The following is a 19202-nucleotide window of genomic DNA, read 5'->3' as shown; positions in this document are numbered from 1 at the left end:
TTGAAGATTCACCGTCTGTCAATGCCGCTTGCGTGGATGATATGGTCGAATGTCTGTCAATAGCCATGAAAGAAATCGTGGAAGAGATTAGCCAAGATTTACATTTAATACTATCTTTGCAGCCAAAAAGCAGGCACTAACTATGTTTATCATTATTGGAATTATGCTGACAGGCATGCTTCTTGGCTACTTGTTACGCAGTAAAAGACTATCATGGATACACAAGATAATCACTCTCCTTATATGGATTCTTCTCTTTCTTCTCGGAATAGATGTAGGGGGTAATGAATCTATCATCAAAGGATTACACACTCTTGGGCTGGAAGCTGTTGTCATCACGGTAGCTGCGGTCATAGGAAGTACTCTATGCGCATGGGGGTTGTGGTACCTATTATATAGTAAAGGAAAGGAGACAAAAGCATGAAAGGTAGTTTGATTATTGTCTCTTTTTTCATTATCGGCACTCTTTGTGGAGTTTACCATCTTATCCCATACGACTTCACCGACAGTAAACTTAGTTACTATGCCCTCTGCGGACTCATGTTCTGCGTAGGTATCAGCATCGGTAACGATCCGAACACTCTGAAGAGTTTTCGGTCCCTGAATCCCCGGCTTGTATTTCTTCCTATCATGACGATACTCGGCACATTAGCAGGCTGCGCCATAGCGGGAGCTTTTATGAGCCAGCGAAGTCCTTTAGACTGTATGGCAGTTGGAGCCGGATTTGGTTATTACTCGCTCTCCAGCATATTTATCACCGAATATAAAGGTCCCGAATTGGGAACTATCGCATTACTTTCCAATATCATGCGTGAAATTATCGCTTTGCTGTGTGCACCCTTATTAGTGAAATATTTTGGAAAGCTAGCTCCTATTTCTGTTGGTGGAGCCACAACGATGGATACCACTCTTCCTATCATTACCCGATATTCGGGAAAGGAATTTGTAATCATTTCCATCTTCCATGGCTTTGTTGTCGATTTCAGCGTTCCGTTCCTAGTCACATTCCTTTGCTCAATATCATTTTAACAGCAATAAATCCTAAAATAGAGAAATACTCTACTATCGTTTTCGCACACGTATTACAAAAATGTTTCATAAAAAGGTATTTTTATATCAAAAAGCTGATCATCTCTTGACTTACATCAAGAAATCAGCCTAAAAAGAATCTTTTCCTTTTCTTTATTTTTATGCTATAAAACATATTCTTATATTTGCATAGGTAAAAAGAAAAAACTAAGCGCTTAGACAGTATTTTCAATAGGTATTAGATTTGTTTTTAGGAATAGTTTTTAGGTATAACAATTAAAAAAGTAGGTATTATGAAACGTTTAGGATTAACATTAGTGGCAGCGCTCTGCCTTGCTGCTACAACATTTGCAGCCGGAAATCAGCCTACAACTGCAAAATGGGAAGGTAACATCAATGTAAGTAAACTAGGCAAATATTTAAAGTTAAACTCCGATCAGAGTGAAGAAGTAGCCAATATTTGCGATTATTTCTCCACACAGATGTCAAGAGCTACAACAGCGAAGAAAGATAAAGAAGCAAAATTGCGCAACGCTGTTTATGGTAACTTGAAACTGATGAGAAAGACTCTTAATGCTGAACAGTACGCCAAGTATGCAGCTTTGATGAGTATCACTTTACAGAATAAAGGTATTGAACTGAATAAGTAAAATGATTAATATGTAAAAGAGAGAGAGGGTGGAAGCCGGTTGGCTTCCACTTTTTTTATACTATTATTTAATAGTTACCATCGTAGCCCCAAACCCATATTCCTGGAAAGAAGCATCCTGATAACGGCAATTACTATATTTCCGTTTCAATTCATCAATGACAGCCTTTCGAAGTACCCCATCTCCCTTGCCGTGAATAAAGACAATCTTCTGTTCACGCTTATTCTTATAAGTTTCCATCACTTCGCGAAACTTATCCAATTGATAATTCAGTATTTCAGCATTGCCCATCCCTTGAGTATCATCCAGCAAAGAATCAATATGAAGATCTATTTCAATAATTCCGCTCTTTCCGCCATGAGTAGTATGGTTTGGTTTCACAATAGGTTGTGACTTCGGTTTATCTACAGATTTCTTCTGCAGCAGAGCCTCTTGAATCTCCTCCGCCGAAACATATACTTGTTTGGCAGGCATATCATCTTTCACAATGTCATAAATCAAAGCCGGTTCTTCAAAGAAATCAGAATCGCTAAAGGTATGAAGTTTATAGAACTTCACGGTATCGATCCGTATCTCCACACTAACAGCCGGTTTGATAGCCGCAGGCTTACCGTCCTTGAAGGCGATCAACTGAACAGCCACCCGCTCCATATCATTCAGTACATCTTTGGTGAACTCTTCCAACAGCAATTTTGTATTAGGCTCCACCAAACCGTGCGAACGGTTCTTCCATGCTTTCCCTTCGGCACTCAAATAAGTGTAATACAAATAATAATTGCTATCATTTACCAGATAAGTTTCAAAAGGAGTAGTCATCATCGCTTTTGCGTCTTCGGGCACATAAGCCAGAAATACATTCAAAGTATCTCCTCCACGCACCTCCGGCTGACGTTGAATAACAGGCATCTCCGGTTTTACCGGTTTAACAGGTTCTTCCGGTTTCGGCGCAGACGAACCGGGTTTACGCCTCATATTATAGTCATCTGTTTCAATCACGACACACTCGCGTATCGGCATCGGAATATCAAACCCATCTGCATCTTCTACCAACACAAAATCCTTTCCTTGGAATCCAGTTACGATTCCACCGCCTACCTCACTAAGAAAGCGTACTTTATCTCCTATTTTCATTATTGTATATCCAATTAAAATTCAAACTCAAAAAAACGAGTAACAAAGATAGAGATTTCTATGAAATTAAATGGAGATTCGGTTCTAAAAACAAACCGTCTGCCTTTATTCCCCTTTTTATTGTAACTTTGCATACGAAATACCAAACAGATGATCTAAAATTCACCATTAACGACGAAACCGATGAAAGAACTTATTAAAGTCATTGCTTTTGATGCAGACGATACCTTGTGGAGCAATGAACCTTTTTTCCAGGAAATAGAGAAACAATATACAGACCTATTAAAGCCTTATGGCACTTCTGAACATATTTCAGCTGCTTTATTTCAAACAGAAATGAATAATCTGAAATATCTCGGATATGGAGCCAAAGCTTTCACCATTTCTATGGTAGAGACAGCTTTGCATGTGAGTGGACAAAAGATTTCAGGAACAGACATCCAACATATTATTGAATTAGGCAAATCATTACTGAAAATGCCAATTGAACTATTGCCGGGAGTAAAAGAAACGCTTAAAGTATTGAAAGAAAAAGGAAAATACAAATTAGTAGTTGCCACTAAAGGAGATTTGCTCGATCAGGAGAATAAGCTGGAACGTTCCGGATTAGCCTCTTATTTCGATCACATTGAAGTGATGTCCGATAAAACAGAGAAAGAATATCAACGAATGTTGAATATCTTACAGATTGCTCCTTCCGAATTTGTCATGATTGGCAATTCTCTGAAATCGGACATTCAACCTGTTCTATCGCTGGGAGGATATGGCATACATATTCCTTTTGAAGTGATGTGGAAACACGAAGTAGTAGACACATTCACACATGACCATCTGAAACAGGTGAAAAGATTTGATGAGTTGCTGCTTTTGTTTTAAATAAGTTCTGTTCTTTCTTCAGATAAGCTTCGAATCTGAAGAAAGAAATCAGTAAACAATACTATCTTATTGGATTACAAATCCAACAGTTTCATCAATTCAGCAGCCCGACACGCTTCTATCGAATTACCGACAGAGAGTTTCTCCAAAATATTCTGCCGGTGTCGATTGACTGTATTCACACTAATATAAAGGGCAGCTGCTATTTCTTTACTAGATAGTCCTTTACGTATACAGCGAAGTATTTCCTTTTCGCGTTCGGATAGGATATTGCGATGTTCTTCCGAAAGAAAGAGGGTTTCGACTTCTCCACGTTCCATATGAGTAATAGTGGGACATATCCCCTGCTCCGTTCGTTGATCTGCAGACAAGGTATAAAGACAAAAAATCAACCATACACTTCCGGAAGGAGTATTTTCCATAATCTGCACTAAATTATCAATATACTGATAGACTCCTTTCTCATTCATCATACGTATTCTGCATCTTCCCCGGTACTTCAACCGTTCTTCGGAAGACATCGAAAAGGTCTTCTGAAAAAACTGATACTCCAATAACCGCTTTTTTACCAAGTCTTCAGGATGAATACGCCGATAAATACAATCTTCATCCATAGAATCAATCACACTCAAAGCAGCTTCTTCGGGAGTTAAGCCTAGAAAATGCGCCCAAGGATGAACGGCAATGTAACTTTTCCTATTCGAAAGATCTGAAATAACAGCACATCCACCATTAATCTCCGTCAATGAATGAATAAAGCGTTGATGTTGCTCTACAACTCCATTGTCCAATATTTCATCGGCTATCAGTTGTGTCGCATAAACTTCATCTATTTCCTTTTGTAATACGTCCATCTTATAAAATGGTTATTATTCAGTATTGTTGCACACGGAGGTATGACCTATCTTTGCACCACAAAGATAAAGATAATCAAATAAGAAATGATCATGAAACATTTAAAAATCAAAATGATGTCAATAGCCTTTATGGCAGTAACAACTTCTTCTATGGCACAAAGTTTGAATAAAATGAATTGGCTGAACGAGCCTCAACAATGGGAAATAAAAGATGGCAAAACCTTAGTGATGGATGTTCCTGCAAAAACAGACTTTTGGAGGATTTCCCATTATGGGTTCACAGTGGACGACGGACCTTTCTATTATGCGACTTATGGTGGAGAATTTGAAGCCAAAGTAAAAATAACCGGCAACTATGTCACCACCTTTGACCAAATGGGATTAATGCTGCGCATCGACCATGAAAACTGGATAAAAGCAGGTGTGGAATACGTTGATGGCAAACAGAATGTAAGTGCCGTAGTTACGCATCGGACTAGCGACTGGAGTGTAGTACAATTGCCGGATGCTCCCCGTTCGATATGGATAAAAGCAGTCCGTCGCCTGGATGCAGTAGAAATATTTTTCTCACGTGATGATAAAGAATATATTATGATGCGCACGTGTTGGTTGCAAGATAATTGTCCTGTCATGGTAGGATTAATGGGAGCTTGTCCGGACGGCAAAGGTTTCACCGCTACATTCGAAGAATTTAAAGTGACTCCATTAGCCGATCAACGAAGACTGGAATGGGCAAAAAGGCAAATGAACAAATAAAAATCAGTCCTGATGCTATTTATTTAAATAGAGAGAAAGCTCTATTATAATATAAATGCGGTAGTATATCTTACTTTAAATGTTCTATTTTTAATATGATGAGTATAAATAGCATCACACGGATTTCCTCTTCCAGCAGTTCTGTTGTATAAAATAATGCAAGAATATACAGTTCCCGAGGAGTTTTTTACATAAAAACAGTCAAAAGATACACTATAATAAACTTATTGACAATCGTTTCTTTAAAAGGAATAACCAGTTCCTTTTAAAGGAACGATTCATTGATCGGTGAGAAACACTTTATTCCTTTAAAAGGAGCATATAAAACTTTATTTTAAGTGCTATCCCAGAGCTAACCTACACCTGAAACAGCCAACACTCCACATATCAATTTGAGACAAAATAAAGGCAAGTTCTATACATCTATTCTATAAAAGACACAGACTAAAACAAATTATTCCAAAACACAATCGATTTATTTCTTTTCTAAATTCGAAAACAGCAAATCCTTCTCATTTTCAACTCATGCCTAAATATATCCTGCATATATGGAATTATACAACGATAAAATATACGTTTTTTCATATATTATCGCCAAAACCGTATATACTTATCTTTCTCACGATCCAACGCACCTTCATCAACACAATCATCCAACCGGAACCATGAATGTTCTATCAATGAGCCTCTCTTTTTAACAGACTTATCCCAGTTTCCTATCACTTGTCCTTCATGAAGAACAATCGGATAAAACAGACCATTATTGGTAAATGCTTTCGAGTAATGCTCTTTAGGCAAAACGTCTGTCCGGTCTTTATAACCAAGCAAATATTCATCATAAGAAGGAAGAAGATGCAAACTGCCGGTAACTTTTCCACGAGTCCGGCAATCTTCATGAATATACCATGTCTGTCCATTCCATTCTTCTGCCGTTAATTCCGAATCAATCAAATAAATAGCTTGACGTGCATCTGTAATAGGCAGCCCCGACCACCAGACAAAATCTTGCAAAACAGCAGGAGCATGACTACGAAAATAGCTTCTAGCCAAACGAGCCAAAGATTCATCTTTGGTCAATTCCGGCACCGGTGGAACACGCTCTTCCAAAAGCGCATACGTACATTTACTTCCTTTATCTTCCCCACTACATACAATCCCCACCTGCTCCGCACGAGCCATAAAGCGGGTCATACGATGATTATCCGCTACAACCCCCAAACGGTTAAAATGCTCGGCAATCTCCTGCCTCGTCAGGCTTTTCTTCCCACAAAGAATTTTCTCCAACAGATTATGACTTTTCGTATAGAGCTCTTCAGAAATTTCCAAGTCATGCCCCTTCGCATAAGACTCATTAGCAGATATAATACGCCCGGCGGAAAGTTTCAACATCCACCGGATATCTTCTGCTGCTACGAGATGCCATGTCGGACGCATTACATGAGTCCGCAGGATTTCACCATCACGGAGCGCTTTTTCCACAGTTTGAATCGTTGCTGACTTCAAACGCATTCCTACTGCCCATTTCACCATGGAATAATTCTGTGCCTGCATAGCTCCCATCCAGGACACAAGTTCCTTGGGTTGAAAGAAAAGAGGACTTAATAACTGTTGGTTGAGTAAACGTATATTCGGTATTTTCATCATACTTATTTATAAAAGAAAAAACAGTTGTTCTTTGATTAAATGACACGAGTAATGGAATGTAACAAAACAGAAGACAAGAAGTCTCTAATATAAATATGTTCTATCCCTTCATAAGTATTTTCAAACATTTTTTCTCCGGACACTACCACTTTCGGATAATTATCTTTAATCTTCAATAAATTCCCGAATTCTCTTTCAATAGTTTCCTGTTTAGAAAGTTCAAGAGAGACTTGCACATAGAGAATCTCTCCATTCCGTTTACAGACAAAATCTATTTCTTCCGTACCCAATGTCCCGATTTTTACATCATATCCACTATATACCAAATGATTATAAACCAAGTTCTCCAAACGCATCGCTCTGTCCTGTGGCTTGTACCCCGTAATCACATTACGAATCCCCATATTCTCAAAATAATACTTCTCCCCTCTTTCGAATAATTTCTTTCCGGCAATATCATACCTTCCTACCCTATGTACAATAAAAGCATCCGATAATGCCATCGCATACTCACTCACAACATAAGGAGAAATATCCACTTTCTGACTTTTCAGAAAATCACTAATACTCTTGCTGGAAAATAAGTTGCCAATGTTACCTGCCAAGAACGAAACTAGTTGTTCCAAAAAGACCGTATTCCTTATATTCTTTCTCTGAATCACATCTTTTAATATAATGGTAGAGTAAATGCTCCTCAAATACTCCATAACAACAGGTTCTTCCATCGGCAAATGTATCAGATAAGGCAATCCTCCATAATGAATATATTTCTCCAATGACGCATCCGTATTCTCCAGTTCATGGAAATCCAGAAATTCAATATACGACAAACTATAAACCACAAATTCAACATACCGACCTCCCAATTCATTCGCTAAATCACTGGAAAATATCTCTGAATTACTGCCTGTCACATATATATCATTATTATCATCCAATGCCAACGAACGGATAGCCAACCTGAAATCTTGTATTTCCTGTATTTCATCGACAAAAATATAGTTCATTCTATCATCTACCGATTTTGAAAGAATATAATCATTCAGTTCTTTATAAGTCTTTATATCTATGAAATTGACATCTTCCTTATTTATATAGATAATATTCGCATCACTCTCTTCTTTCCGTATCAACTCCATGAGTTGATACAAAATAAAGCTTTTACCGACACGACGATGACCGACCATCACTTTTACCAATGTTTTCCTCATGAAAGGTCTTATGCGGTCAACATAAGTGTTTCTTTGTTTAATTATGCGAGGTATTTTCATTCTACTTCTTTTTAAATACGATTGCAATACATCACAAATATAGCATTTATTTTAAATACAATTGTAATTTCTTGAGATTTTATCCTCTACTTCAAATACGATTGTAATTTTCCCATTCTAAATTTTCTATTGTTTTTCTGACTTTATAACTGCATATATACCAATTTATGTCTATTTTTGTCATCTCAAACCAAAGAAAATAGAAATGATGCTCTATAAACTCATCCCTCCTTCAGTAGTAACAGCAACTATCCAGTTGCCGGCTTCTAAAAGTATCAGTAATCGTGCATTAATCATCAATGCGCTGGGCAAAGGTATTTATCCTCCTGAAAACCTGTCCGATTGTGACGATACACAGGTGATGATAAAAGCTCTCACCGAAGGGAAAGAGACGATTGACATCATGGCTGCGGGCACTGCTATGCGTTTCCTTACCGCCTATTTAAGTGTGACCCCGGGGGAACGGACAATCACAGGAACAGCCCGTATGCAGCAACGCCCGATACAGATATTAGTCAATGCGCTTCGGGAATTAGGAGCTGAAATAGAGTATACCCGCAATGAAGGATATCCTCCCCTCCGCATCAAAGGTGCAGAATTGAAAGGAAACGAAATAACACTGAAAGGAAATGTCAGTTCCCAATATATATCTGCTCTATTGATGATAGGTCCGGCACTCAAAGACGGTTTGACTTTGCATTTAAGCGGGGAGATAATTTCCCGTCCTTATATCAATCTTACATTGCAACTGATGCAGGACTTTGGAGCCAAAGCCGCATGGACTTCTCCTAATAGCATTTCCGTTGCTCCACAACTCTATCAGAGCATTCCTTTCAAAGTGGAAAGTGACTGGAGCGCAGCTTCCTATTGGTATCAGATTGCTGCCTTATCTCCCAAAGCAGAAATTGAATTATTGGGGTTGTTTCCTAACAGTTATCAGGGAGATAGCCGGGGAGCAGAAGTTTTCTCACGCTTAGGTATAACTACCGAATTTACATCGCAAGGTGTGAAACTGAAAAAAACAGGCAAAGCGCCGGAAAGACTGGAAGAAGACTTTGTCGACATTCCGGATTTGGCACAGACATTCGTTGTTACCTGTGCCTTGCTGAATATCCCTTTCCGTTTCACCGGATTACAAAGCCTGAAAATAAAAGAGACTGACCGTATTGCCGCCCTGCGAACCGAGCTTAAAAAGCTGGGATATGTGATCGAGGAAGAAAATGACAGTATATTAATGTGGAATGGCGAACGATGTGAACCGGAAGAAACTCCGGTGATTGAAACCTACGAAGACCATCGGATGGCAATGGCATTTGCACCGGCAATTATCCGCCATCCCAATTTACTTATTGCCAATCCGCAAGTCGTTACCAAATCATATCCCGGATATTGGGAAGATTTGAAACAGGCCGGATTTCAGGTTATAAACGAAGGCTAATTTTCATACGCTGTGGAAGATTTCAACAAATATACTTCCCACATCAACTACTCCCCTATTGTAGATTTTGTATTACAACAGGGGAAGCAGACCTATTATAAGAAAGGAGACTACTTTTCCCGCCAGGGAGAAGTATGCAAAACAATGGGGTTCGTCAGTTCCGGTTCTTTCCGGTACTGTTGCACCAACAGTGTAGGCGAAAACAGCATTGTAGGCTATACTTTCGATCATTCTTTTGTTGGCAACTATCCGGCTTTTCAGTTACAGGACAAATCAAATGTAGATATACAAGCCTTGTGTGACTGCTCGGTATACGTAATCAATTATCAGCAAATGGCAGACTTCTACGATACCAACGACGCTCACCAAAAGTTAGGACGCCGCATCGCAGAAACGTTATTGTGGGAAGTCTACGACCGGATGATTTCAATGTACAGCCTGACACCGGAAGAACGCTATCTTGAAATTATCAACCGTTGTCCCGACTTACTGAAACTGATAACTTTAAAAGAACTGGCTTCCTATCTTCTGATTCGTCCCGAAACATTAAGTCGTATCCGAAGAAAAGTCGTACAAAAATAAATTCTTGATTTCAATCAAGAGTTTATTTATTCCCTACCCTTACTTTTGCGGGCAAACAAAGTATATTGTATTTCATGAAAAAAATTATAATTATAGGTGCAACTTCCGGCATCGGTCGCGGATTGGCAGAAGTCTATTCTCAAGAAGATTATCTTATCGGCATTACCGGTCGCAGAGAAAATCTATTAGAAGAGGTATGCGCCCGGGACAAAGACAAACTATTCTATCAAGTGTGCGACATCACCGATACACAAGCTACCATTTCATCCCTCGAAACTCTCACTCGAAAAATGGGTGGAATGGATATATTGATTATCTGTGCCGGGACCGGAGAACTAAACCCCGAACTCTCCTACCAATTGGAAGAACCTACCTTACTAACGAACGTGATAGGATTCACCAACATCGCAGACTGGGGTTTCCGATATTTCGAACAGCAAAAAAGCGGGCATCTGGTTACTATTTCCTCTGTTGGAGGTACGCGCGGCAGTGGCATCGCTCCCGCCTACAATGCGTCGAAAGCCTATCAAATCAACTATATGGAAGGATTACGACAAAAAGCAACTAAATCTCCTTATTCTATTTACACTACCGATATTCGTCCCGGATTTGTAGACACCGCTATGGCAAAAGGAGAAGGATTGTTCTGGGTTACTCCCGTTGATAAAGCTGTGAAACAAATTAAAAAGGCTATTTCTAAAAAGAAAAAAGTAGCTTTCATTTCCAAAAGATGGAGATATGTAACTATCCTGTTTCGTCTGTTGCCATCTGCTATTTATTGCCGGATGTAATGATAGATACTCCATAGCCAACACATATTTGTCTAAGTAAATCTAATGAAAAAACACCTGCCCCAACTGTTTATACAGATATTGGTATCTACCAAATTCTAGTTATGTATATAAGTCTGTACGGAAATCATATTAATGATAATAGCTAACTCACAAATAAACAGCTCTCTTACAATTGGAGGACACTTTTAAGGTTCAGTAATCAATGATGAAAAAATAAGTTCTTTCAGAACTAGGATGGTTTATAAAATTAGAATTAACGGCACAAATATATAATATATTTTAATACATAGCATGTATTTTCAAAAATAATATCAAATTCTCATTCATTTTTTCTTTTTAAGAATACCCAAAGCCGTATTTTATCTTCATATTGAAATGAAACGACTTGTTTATTTCATCATCCTTGTTATTTCATCTAACACAAACAGGTACGAAATAGATATAAAATGGGTATAAAACAAGTAGAAAAGATCGCTTAAAAGAAGACTCTTTTTTTGAATTTAAGGCTTTGAATCCAACGTTTTACGCACGGAATAAGTTCTGAAAGAACTTATTAAAAGTAATTCCGGATTCTAGGAAAAACTCTAAATTCAATGCTATGTTAAAACAACTAAAGTCAGTTAGTATGTTGTTGTTCCTACTGACAATGTCAGTAGAAGCAGCTTATCCGGAAACTGGTGAAAGCACTCTAAAAGTTTCCGTTGTACAACAGGGTACTACTTGTAAGGGTGTAGTAAAAGATGCAGCAGGTGAAACCATCATCGGTGCATCCGTCGTAGCCAAAGGTACGACGAACGGTACAATCACCGGAATCAACGGTGACTTCTCTTTAAACAATGTAAAAACCGGAGATATTATTGTAGTCTCTTTTGTTGGTTATCAGACTCAAGAAATCAAATTCACAGGACAATCATTGAATATCATCCTTAAAGACAATACACAAACATTGGATGAAGTTGTTGTGGTTGCTTTTGGCACACAAAAGAAAGTGAATGTAACAGGATCTGTATCTACGGTAGGAGCAAAAGAAATTTCGGCACGTCCCGTTAACTCTACCATAGAAGCTTTGCAAGGTATGGTTCCGGGTATGAATATCTCTACTGGTGATGGTGGTGGCTCCTTAGGTTCAGACAAAAAATTCAATATTCGTGGTGTTGGAACAATTGGAGCTGGTTCAAAGGTAGAACCATTGGTGCTCATTGACGGTATGGAGGGAGACATGAACGCCATCAATCCACAGGATATTGAGAATATTTCTGTACTGAAAGATGCAGCCGCTTCCTCCATTTATGGCTCGCGGGCACCAGGTGGAGTCATCCTGATTACAACAAAGAAAGGTAAGTCGGGAAAAACGGTAGTTAACTATAATAACAACTTCCGTTTTGTATCTCCCTTGAATATGCCTGAAATGGCAGATTCATACAATTTTGCTCTGGCAGTCAATGACCAGTTAACTAATGGTGGACAGACTCCCATGTATAGCGCCACCAAACTTCAACAAATTCTGGATTTTCAAGCAGGAAAAAGCACACAATATATGTGGCCGACCGATGCGGGAAGATGGAATTCATTCGATGATCCCCAACGGCAAGACGTGATGCCTACCGGCAATACCGACTGGTTAAAAACGTTATTTGGTAATAGCTTTACCCACGAGCATTCATTGAGCGTAAATGGTGGAACGGATAAAATACAATATTATCTTTCTGCGAATTATCTGGACCAAGGAGGTCTCTTGAAGTTTGGAGATGATAACAAACAACGCTACTCCTTTACTGCAAAAATCAATGCGGACTTAACCAAATGGTTGAAAATAAGTTATAGTATGCGTTTTAACCGGACGGATTATGAAGCTCCTTCATTTGCCGGAGGCGATATCAAAAGTAATGTATTCTATTTCGATGTATGTCGCTACTGGCCTGTCATTCCGGTAGTAGACCCAAACGGATTCTATACTGTCGAATCCAAGATTTACCAATTAACAGAAGGAGGCCGATATAAATCACAAAAAGACGTGATGGCACACCAGCTTGCTTTCATCGTGGAACCCATCAAAGACTGGAAAATTAACGTAGAATTGAACTACCGTTCCAACTATAATTTCAACCATACCGATTATCAAACCGTTTATGGTTATGATGTGAGTAAAAATCCCTACATTATTGCCAATCAAACTTCCAGCGTTACAGAATATGCTTATAAAAGTAATTTTTTCAATCCGAACATCTTTACCGAATACGGCAAATCATTAGAAAGCGGACACAACTTTAAAGTGATGCTGGGTTTTCAGAGCGAACTATTCAAACAACGTGATATTACCGCTTCCCAAGACGGTATCATGTCGGAAGTGGCTACCTTGAACACCACGCAGACAAATGCACAAAACAGAGGAGGATACTCCGAATGGGCTACAGCCGGCTTCTTCGGACGTGTTAATTACGACTACAAAGGACGTTATCTGGCTGAAGTAAATATGAGATATGACGGCACTTCACGTTTCCTTCGAGATAACCGCTGGAATCTGTTCCCATCATTCTCCTTAGGATGGAACATGGCTCGTGAAGCATTTTTTGAAGACCTGACCGATTTAATCAGCACATTCAAGATACGTGGTTCATGGGGTGAATTGGGCAACCAAAACACAGATAACTGGTATCCATTCTATCGAACTATTGATATTAACAAAGACCAATGGGGCAATTACGCACTAGGCAGTTGGCTGGTAAATGGCGTAAAACCAAATATTTCCAAAGAATCTGCGCTGGTATCTTCCTTACTGACATGGGAAAAGACGCAAACACTGGATTTAGGTTTCGACTTATCTATGCTCAACAATCGTTTGAATGTAACATTCGACTATTTCCAGCGTAAATCTAAAAACATGGTAGGCCCCGCCCCCGAACTACCCAATCTCTTAGGCATTGCCGTTCCCAAAGTAAACAACCTCGATATGACTTCCAAAGGTTGGGAAATACAGGTGAACTGGCGCGACCAGATACGCGACTTTAAGTATGGAGTTACCTTATCTTTGTCAGACAATCAAGTGGTTATTGATAAATACCCCAATCCGTCAAACACAATTTTAGATAAAGACAATAATAATACGTATTATGCAGGCGCTCACGTAGGTGATATATGGGGATTCCAAACAATCGGCATCGCAAAGACCGATCAAGAGATGAAAGATCATTTGGCCGGTATGCCCAATGGCGCACAGGATGTACTCGGTTCCGGCTGGGGAGCAGGTGACATCATGTATGCGGATTTGAACGGTGACGGCCAGATCAGCAGAGGTAACAAAACACTGGCTGATCATGGTGATTTGAAGAAAATAGGCAACAGTACACCACGCTACAACTTTGGTTTGAATCTGGATGCCGCCTGGAAAGGGTTCGACCTTAAATTATTTTTCCAAGGAACGATGAAACGTGATTATATGCCGGGGAGTGGTTCTACAATGTTCTGGGGAGCAGTAGGCTACTGGCAAACCAACTTTTTCAAACCTCATCTGGACTATTTCCGCGGAGAAGATACGACTAATCCGCTAGGAGCTAACCTGGGTGGTTATTATCCGCGTCCTCTCGAGAATGATAGAAACCGTAATCCACAGACCGGATATTTGCAAAATGCGGCTTACTGCCGTCTGAAAAATGTTACTTTAGGTTATACATTACCTAAATCTTTGACAGAAAAATTCTGCGTCAACAATCTGCGATTCTTTGTTTCAGCAGAGAATTTATTTACTATTACCAGTCTGGCCGATACGTTTGACCCCGAAACTGTTGGCATCGGCAACTGGGACGGATGTACCTATCCGCTATCCAAGACTGTATCATTCGGTTTAAGTGCAACATTTTAAATGATAAACGATTATGAAAAAACATATCAAACTTTTGACAATAGGAACATTGCTATTGGGCGGACTGACCGGTTGCAATGATTTTCTCGACAGGGAACCACTGGATAAAGTAATTCCCGAAAAATATTTTGCATCCGAAAGTGATCTGGCTGCATACACAATCAATGCTTACCCATTTGAAACAGTGACCGATGCGTATGGCATCAATTTCTTCGGCAAAGATAATGATACTGATAACCAAGCCAGTGGTGACTCACCGGCCTTCTGGATACCCGGGCAAAAGAAGGTGCCGTCTGGTGAAGGCGAATGGGACTGGAGCAAAATACGAACCTGCAACTATTTCTTTGATAATACTTTACCGAAATTCGAAGCAGGCACTATTACCGGCAATCAGGATAATGTGAAGCATTATATCGGAGAAATGTACGTGATCCGGGCATACAATTATTATAAATTATTGGTTTCTTTAGGAGATCTGCCTATTATCACTACCGCATTGCCCGACGTAGAAGAGACTTTGGTGGAATCCAGCAAGCGCCAGCCGCGTAATAAGGTGGCACGCTTCATTCTGGACGATTTGCAAAAAGCAACAGAATTGTTGCTTGATAAAAGTCCCGGTGGCAAGAATCGCATCAGCAAAAACGTAGCTCACTTGCTGCGTGCACGCGTTGCCCTCTTCGAAGCAACTTGGGAAAAGTATCACAAAGGAACAGCTTTTGTACCCGGTGGAAAAGGATGGCCGGGTAATCCCGCAGATGTAAGCGGTTTTAATAGTGATACAGAAGTGGCTTATTTTCTTGATGAAGCAATGAAGTCATCAAAAGTGGTAGGCGACTATATCGTCGGAAAACTGGCAGACAATACCGATACCCCCGAAGGTATGAATGCCAGTCTGGTTTCCATCAATCCTTACTACACCATGTTCTGCGATGAAAACATGGAAGGATATGATGAAATACTGATGTGGAAACAGTTTAAGGAAGGATTGGTAACCAGCAACTTGCAAATGGAGCTGGAACGTAATGGCGGTGGTTCCGGATGGACTCGTGGCATGGTCAATTCTTTCCTGATGCGCAATGGGCTTCCCATCTATGCAGCCGGTTCCGATTATAATCCCGATTGGGAGAAAAAAGGAGTAAATTCCACTTTACAGAATCGTGATTCACGCATTGTTATCTTTACCAAAAAGCCGGGTGATGCCAACACCGAAAATGAAGGTGATGTGAATTATTATGGTGATGACGGAACTCCCAGTTATTGCTCAATCCGTTTCATTTATGGCGATAAAGGAAGTTTGGCAACAACCGGGTTCATCATCAAAAAAGGCAAACACTATTCCAGTCACATGGCAAATGACCATAGTGCAGGAACATCAGGTGGCATTGTTTTCCGCGCGGCAGAAGCCATGCTGATTTACATGGAAGCTTCGTATGAGAAAAATGGTAGAATCGACGGAACAGCCGACGGATATTGGAAAGCTTTACGCCGACGCGCCAAAGTGGACGAAGACTATAATAAGACAATCGCCGCAACACAGATGAGCGAAGAGGCTAAAGGCGATTTCGGTGCTTATTCTCATGGCCAATTGATAGACGCGACGTTATATAATATCCGCCGTGAACGCCGTAACGAACTTTGTGCAGAAGCTTTGCGCTGGGAAGATTTGAAACGCTGGCGTGCATGCGACCAGTTGATATCCAAACCTTACCGTGTAGAAGGTATGCTATACTGGGGAAGCAACTATGAAACGCAACTGGCAGATTTATGTAAAGTAGATCCGGCAGAAGGTAATATGTCCTCATCTGCTTTAAGCAAATATATTCTTCCATACGAAAAAATCACGAAGAATAATCTGATTGCCGGGCAGAATGGATTCCTCTTTACACCTGCTCATTATCTGAATCCGATAGGTATGGCTGTATTTCGTCAGACAGCCTCGGATAAGAATGATTTTACAAGTTCAGTCGTTTATCAGAACCCGGGATGGAAGATTGAAGGCGACACCGGTGCACAACCTGTAGAATAATAAAAAGATAAAAGAACAACTCTTTGAGTTTGCAAATATATCGACCTTAATATTATATATCTGTTATCTTTTTATTTTTATAAACTTCATTGTCTCGCTCCAGATTAGGTAGAACTGCGGTCAATCTAATCCTAAGTTAGGCAATGAAGTTTTACATTCGCATGAGTTCTCGTTCAACATCCTCTGCAGATGTATAAAAAGTCTTTGTGATTTCCATAGTCACCCAACAGAGATTATCCGCAAAATTCACTACATTTGTATTTGCTTATCTGTCAACCGGGCTAATCAAGTATTACAATTACTACACTATCCGATTGATAATATCTAACTTGAAACAAAGGTGTATATGAATACTGACTTTACAAACTTAACAACAGAAAATCTTTCTAATGAGCATTTATGCTGCATCATCCGCAGCAAAAAGTCTCATCCTGGTATTGAAGCAAAACGGCAATGGCTTTCCGACCGGCTGAATGAAGGCCATGTCTTTAGAAAGTTAAACGCCAAAGCTACTGTTTTTATTGAATATGCCCCTCTTGAAACAGCTTGGGTTCCCGTCATCGGCGACAACTATTATTATCTGTATTGTTTATGGGTGCTAGGTAGCCCCCGAGGAAACGGATATGGGAAAGCATTAATAGAGTACTGTATAGCCGATGCCAAAGAAAAAGGTAGATCCGGCATTTGTATGCTTGGGGCAAAAAAACAGAAGAGCTGGCTTTCCGACCAATCATTTGCAAAGAAATTTGGTTTTGAAGTGGTTGACACTACCGATAATGGATATGAATTGCTTGCTCTTTCTTTCGACGGAACAGTACCGCAATTTGCGCCAAATGCCAAGAATCTGAAAATAGAAAGTGAGGAACTGACGATTTATTATGATATGCAATGCCCCTATATCTATAAATACATTGAAATGATCAAACAATATTGTGAAACAAATGATGTCCCTGTTTCTTTTATTCAAGTAGATACGCTACAGAAAGCCAAAGAGTTACCGTGTGTTTTTAATAATTTTGCTGTATTTTATAAAGGAAGTTTTGAGACTGTGAATTTGCCACCTATCGACTATTTAAAAAGAATACTCAAAAAATAAGAAATACAATCCTGACTTTTCCCGCTAATTATCAGGATTGTATTTTATCTGCTTCATTAAAAAGACTTCTCATTTGCCATCTTCCACATATTGAGAAAAGAGGCTTTGGTGATTTCTACGACCTTATCCCAATTCAATCGGTCGGCATGATCGGAAGGCTGGTGATAATCAGGATGCCCGTCCGTATGATACCAGATGATCGGAATACCTACTTTGGCAAACGAACCGTTATCACTTCCTCCTATCGGATTTTCCCAGGCGCGGTAATCCGGTTCCAATTGCAAACCGTATTTTCTGATATCCTCTTTCAACCAATCCCCAAAGACCGGATGGGCGGCTGTGTAGAAATAAACGACTTGTTTGGGTTGTTGAGGTTTGTTGTTACGGCCAATCATGTCAAAGTTCAGATAGCCTTTGATTTGAGATAGGAAAGGACAAGTTTGTACAAAATATTTAGAGCCTAGCAGTCCTTTTTCTTCTCCATCCCAAAAAGCAAAGATTACATTTCTTTCGGGTTGCTGTCCACTGGCTAAAAAGGCTCTTGCAATTTGCAGCACTGCCGATACACCGGAAGCATTATCGTCAGCACCATTGTATATTTGGTCGCCATCAAGTACAGGATCAATACCTAAATGGTCGAAATGAGCCCCCACAATCACATATTCTTTGGTATTTTTACCGGGAATCATTCCCAATACATTCCTCATGGTAAGCTTCTGATGAACTTCCTGTTTCAGTTTTGCTATGGAATCAGGATGTACTTCCAGACGTCCTTTTTTCTGACGTTCTTTACGGTAAGCATCAAAAGGCTGGAAATAGCTGTCAGCCAAAGGCGATACTCCCATCCATTGCAACAAAGAAACAATATATTCCGAAGTCACACGCGAACCGTGAACCCCCGCCTCACGCCCTTGCAATTCATCACTAGCCAAAAAATTGATAGTAGCTTCGGCAGAGGAACGGTTGATTGTATTCAAGGCCCTCTCAATAGGAGATTGGGCAAAAGTAATATTTCCAACCAACAGTAACGCTAATAGTAAATAATCTCTCTTCATTGTACTTCAAATATCTTAAGTCATTTTCATTGATTGGTGAAATTTAATTCACCCGCCAATGTTTATTTTGTAGGTAACATACAAAAGTACGAAAGAAATAGATAGCATACATGATAGAATGCAAATTTATAAGTAACT

Annotated in this window: 16 protein-coding genes; 11 read left to right on the top strand and 5 right to left on the bottom strand. The window is 39.7% G+C overall.

Annotated features, from left to right (window positions below; all coding sequences use genetic code 11):
• Positions 1-142 precede the first annotated feature (142 nt).
• The 3 genes from N5O98_RS17060 to N5O98_RS17050 all read left to right on the top strand — a co-directional run bounded on the left by N5O98_RS17060 (position 143) and on the right by N5O98_RS17050 (position 1679).
• Complete coding sequence (locus N5O98_RS17060) at positions 143-424, top strand: LysO family transporter (RefSeq protein ID WP_004321999.1); 282 nt, start codon at positions 143-145, stop codon at positions 422-424.
• On the top strand, positions 421-1029 hold the full coding sequence (locus N5O98_RS17055; RefSeq protein ID WP_004307956.1) for a lysine exporter LysO family protein: 609 nt from the start codon (positions 421-423) through the stop codon (positions 1027-1029). The genes N5O98_RS17060 and N5O98_RS17055 overlap by 4 nt, the downstream gene beginning before the upstream one ends.
• Positions 1030-1322: 293 nt before the next feature.
• Positions 1323-1679: a hypothetical protein gene (locus tag N5O98_RS17050; RefSeq protein WP_118161224.1), complete on the top strand. Its 357-nt coding sequence runs from the start codon at positions 1323-1325 to the stop codon at positions 1677-1679.
• A 63-nt stretch (positions 1680-1742) separates the two neighbouring features.
• Here the strand turns inward: N5O98_RS17050 and N5O98_RS17045 are convergent, their stop codons facing one another.
• Positions 1743-2810, bottom strand: a complete 1068-nt coding sequence (locus tag N5O98_RS17045; protein ID WP_008770710.1) for a DUF2027 domain-containing protein — start codon at positions 2808-2810, stop codon at positions 1743-1745.
• A 183-nt stretch (positions 2811-2993) separates the two neighbouring features.
• Here N5O98_RS17045 and N5O98_RS17040 point away from each other — a divergent pair, with 183 nt between their 5' ends.
• Positions 2994-3686, top strand: a complete 693-nt coding sequence (locus N5O98_RS17040) for an HAD family hydrolase (RefSeq protein WP_074911360.1) — start codon at positions 2994-2996, stop codon at positions 3684-3686.
• 74 nt (positions 3687-3760) lie between these two features.
• On the opposite strand, the gene N5O98_RS17035 is transcribed toward N5O98_RS17040, so the two are convergent.
• Complete coding sequence (locus tag N5O98_RS17035) at positions 3761-4540, bottom strand: response regulator transcription factor (protein WP_074911358.1); 780 nt, start codon at positions 4538-4540, stop codon at positions 3761-3763.
• 87 nt (positions 4541-4627) lie between these two features.
• On the opposite strand from N5O98_RS17035, the gene N5O98_RS17030 reads away from it, so the two are divergent.
• The gene (locus N5O98_RS17030) at positions 4628-5299 is read left to right on the top strand and encodes a DUF1349 domain-containing protein (RefSeq protein ID WP_225472708.1); all 672 of its coding nucleotides are present in this window, start codon (positions 4628-4630) and stop codon (positions 5297-5299) included.
• 588 nt (positions 5300-5887) lie between these two features.
• Here the strand turns inward: N5O98_RS17030 and N5O98_RS17025 are convergent.
• Positions 5888-6940, bottom strand: coding sequence for a winged helix DNA-binding domain-containing protein (locus tag N5O98_RS17025; protein WP_118161231.1), 1053 nt, complete (start codon positions 6938-6940; stop codon positions 5888-5890).
• Between the two features lie 38 nt (positions 6941-6978).
• Positions 6979-8214: an ATP-binding protein gene (locus tag N5O98_RS17020; RefSeq protein ID WP_004299291.1), complete on the bottom strand. Its 1236-nt coding sequence runs from the start codon at positions 8212-8214 to the stop codon at positions 6979-6981.
• A 208-nt stretch (positions 8215-8422) separates the two neighbouring features.
• Here N5O98_RS17020 and aroA point away from each other — a divergent pair, with 208 nt between their 5' ends.
• From aroA to N5O98_RS16990, 6 genes are all read left to right on the top strand, one after another.
• A complete protein-coding gene (aroA, locus tag N5O98_RS17015; RefSeq protein WP_049703622.1) occupies positions 8423-9652 on the top strand; it encodes a 3-phosphoshikimate 1-carboxyvinyltransferase in 1230 nt (409 codons plus the stop codon).
• Between the two features lie 12 nt (positions 9653-9664).
• Entirely contained in the window at positions 9665-10234 is a 570-nt protein-coding gene (locus N5O98_RS17010; protein ID WP_004306591.1) for a Crp/Fnr family transcriptional regulator, read from the top strand.
• Between the two features lie 74 nt (positions 10235-10308).
• Positions 10309-11025, top strand: coding sequence for an SDR family NAD(P)-dependent oxidoreductase (locus tag N5O98_RS17005; protein WP_118158767.1), 717 nt, complete (start codon positions 10309-10311; stop codon positions 11023-11025).
• A 628-nt stretch (positions 11026-11653) separates the two neighbouring features.
• On the top strand, positions 11654-14887 hold the full coding sequence (locus tag N5O98_RS17000; RefSeq protein WP_134978634.1) for a SusC/RagA family TonB-linked outer membrane protein: 3234 nt from the start codon (positions 11654-11656) through the stop codon (positions 14885-14887).
• A 13-nt stretch (positions 14888-14900) separates the two neighbouring features.
• The gene (locus N5O98_RS16995; RefSeq protein WP_118161226.1) at positions 14901-16913 is read left to right on the top strand and encodes a RagB/SusD family nutrient uptake outer membrane protein; all 2013 of its coding nucleotides are present in this window, start codon (positions 14901-14903) and stop codon (positions 16911-16913) included.
• 346 nt (positions 16914-17259) lie between these two features.
• Positions 17260-18009 (top strand): N-acetyltransferase, encoded by a 750-nt coding sequence (locus tag N5O98_RS16990; protein WP_004299279.1) that lies wholly within the window; start codon positions 17260-17262, stop codon positions 18007-18009.
• 56 nt (positions 18010-18065) lie between these two features.
• Here the strand turns inward: N5O98_RS16990 and N5O98_RS16985 are convergent, their stop codons facing one another.
• Entirely contained in the window at positions 18066-19064 is a 999-nt protein-coding gene (locus N5O98_RS16985; RefSeq protein WP_118161227.1) for a M28 family metallopeptidase, read from the bottom strand.
• Positions 19065-19202: the final 138 nt, after the last annotated feature.

Source organism: Bacteroides sp. LFL-34 (assembly GCF_027257075.1).
Classification (GTDB): domain Bacteria; phylum Bacteroidota; class Bacteroidia; order Bacteroidales; family Bacteroidaceae; genus Bacteroides; species Bacteroides ovatus.
Note: the sequence above shows the minus strand (reverse complement) of the source record. Positions and strands in the feature narration are given on the sequence as shown.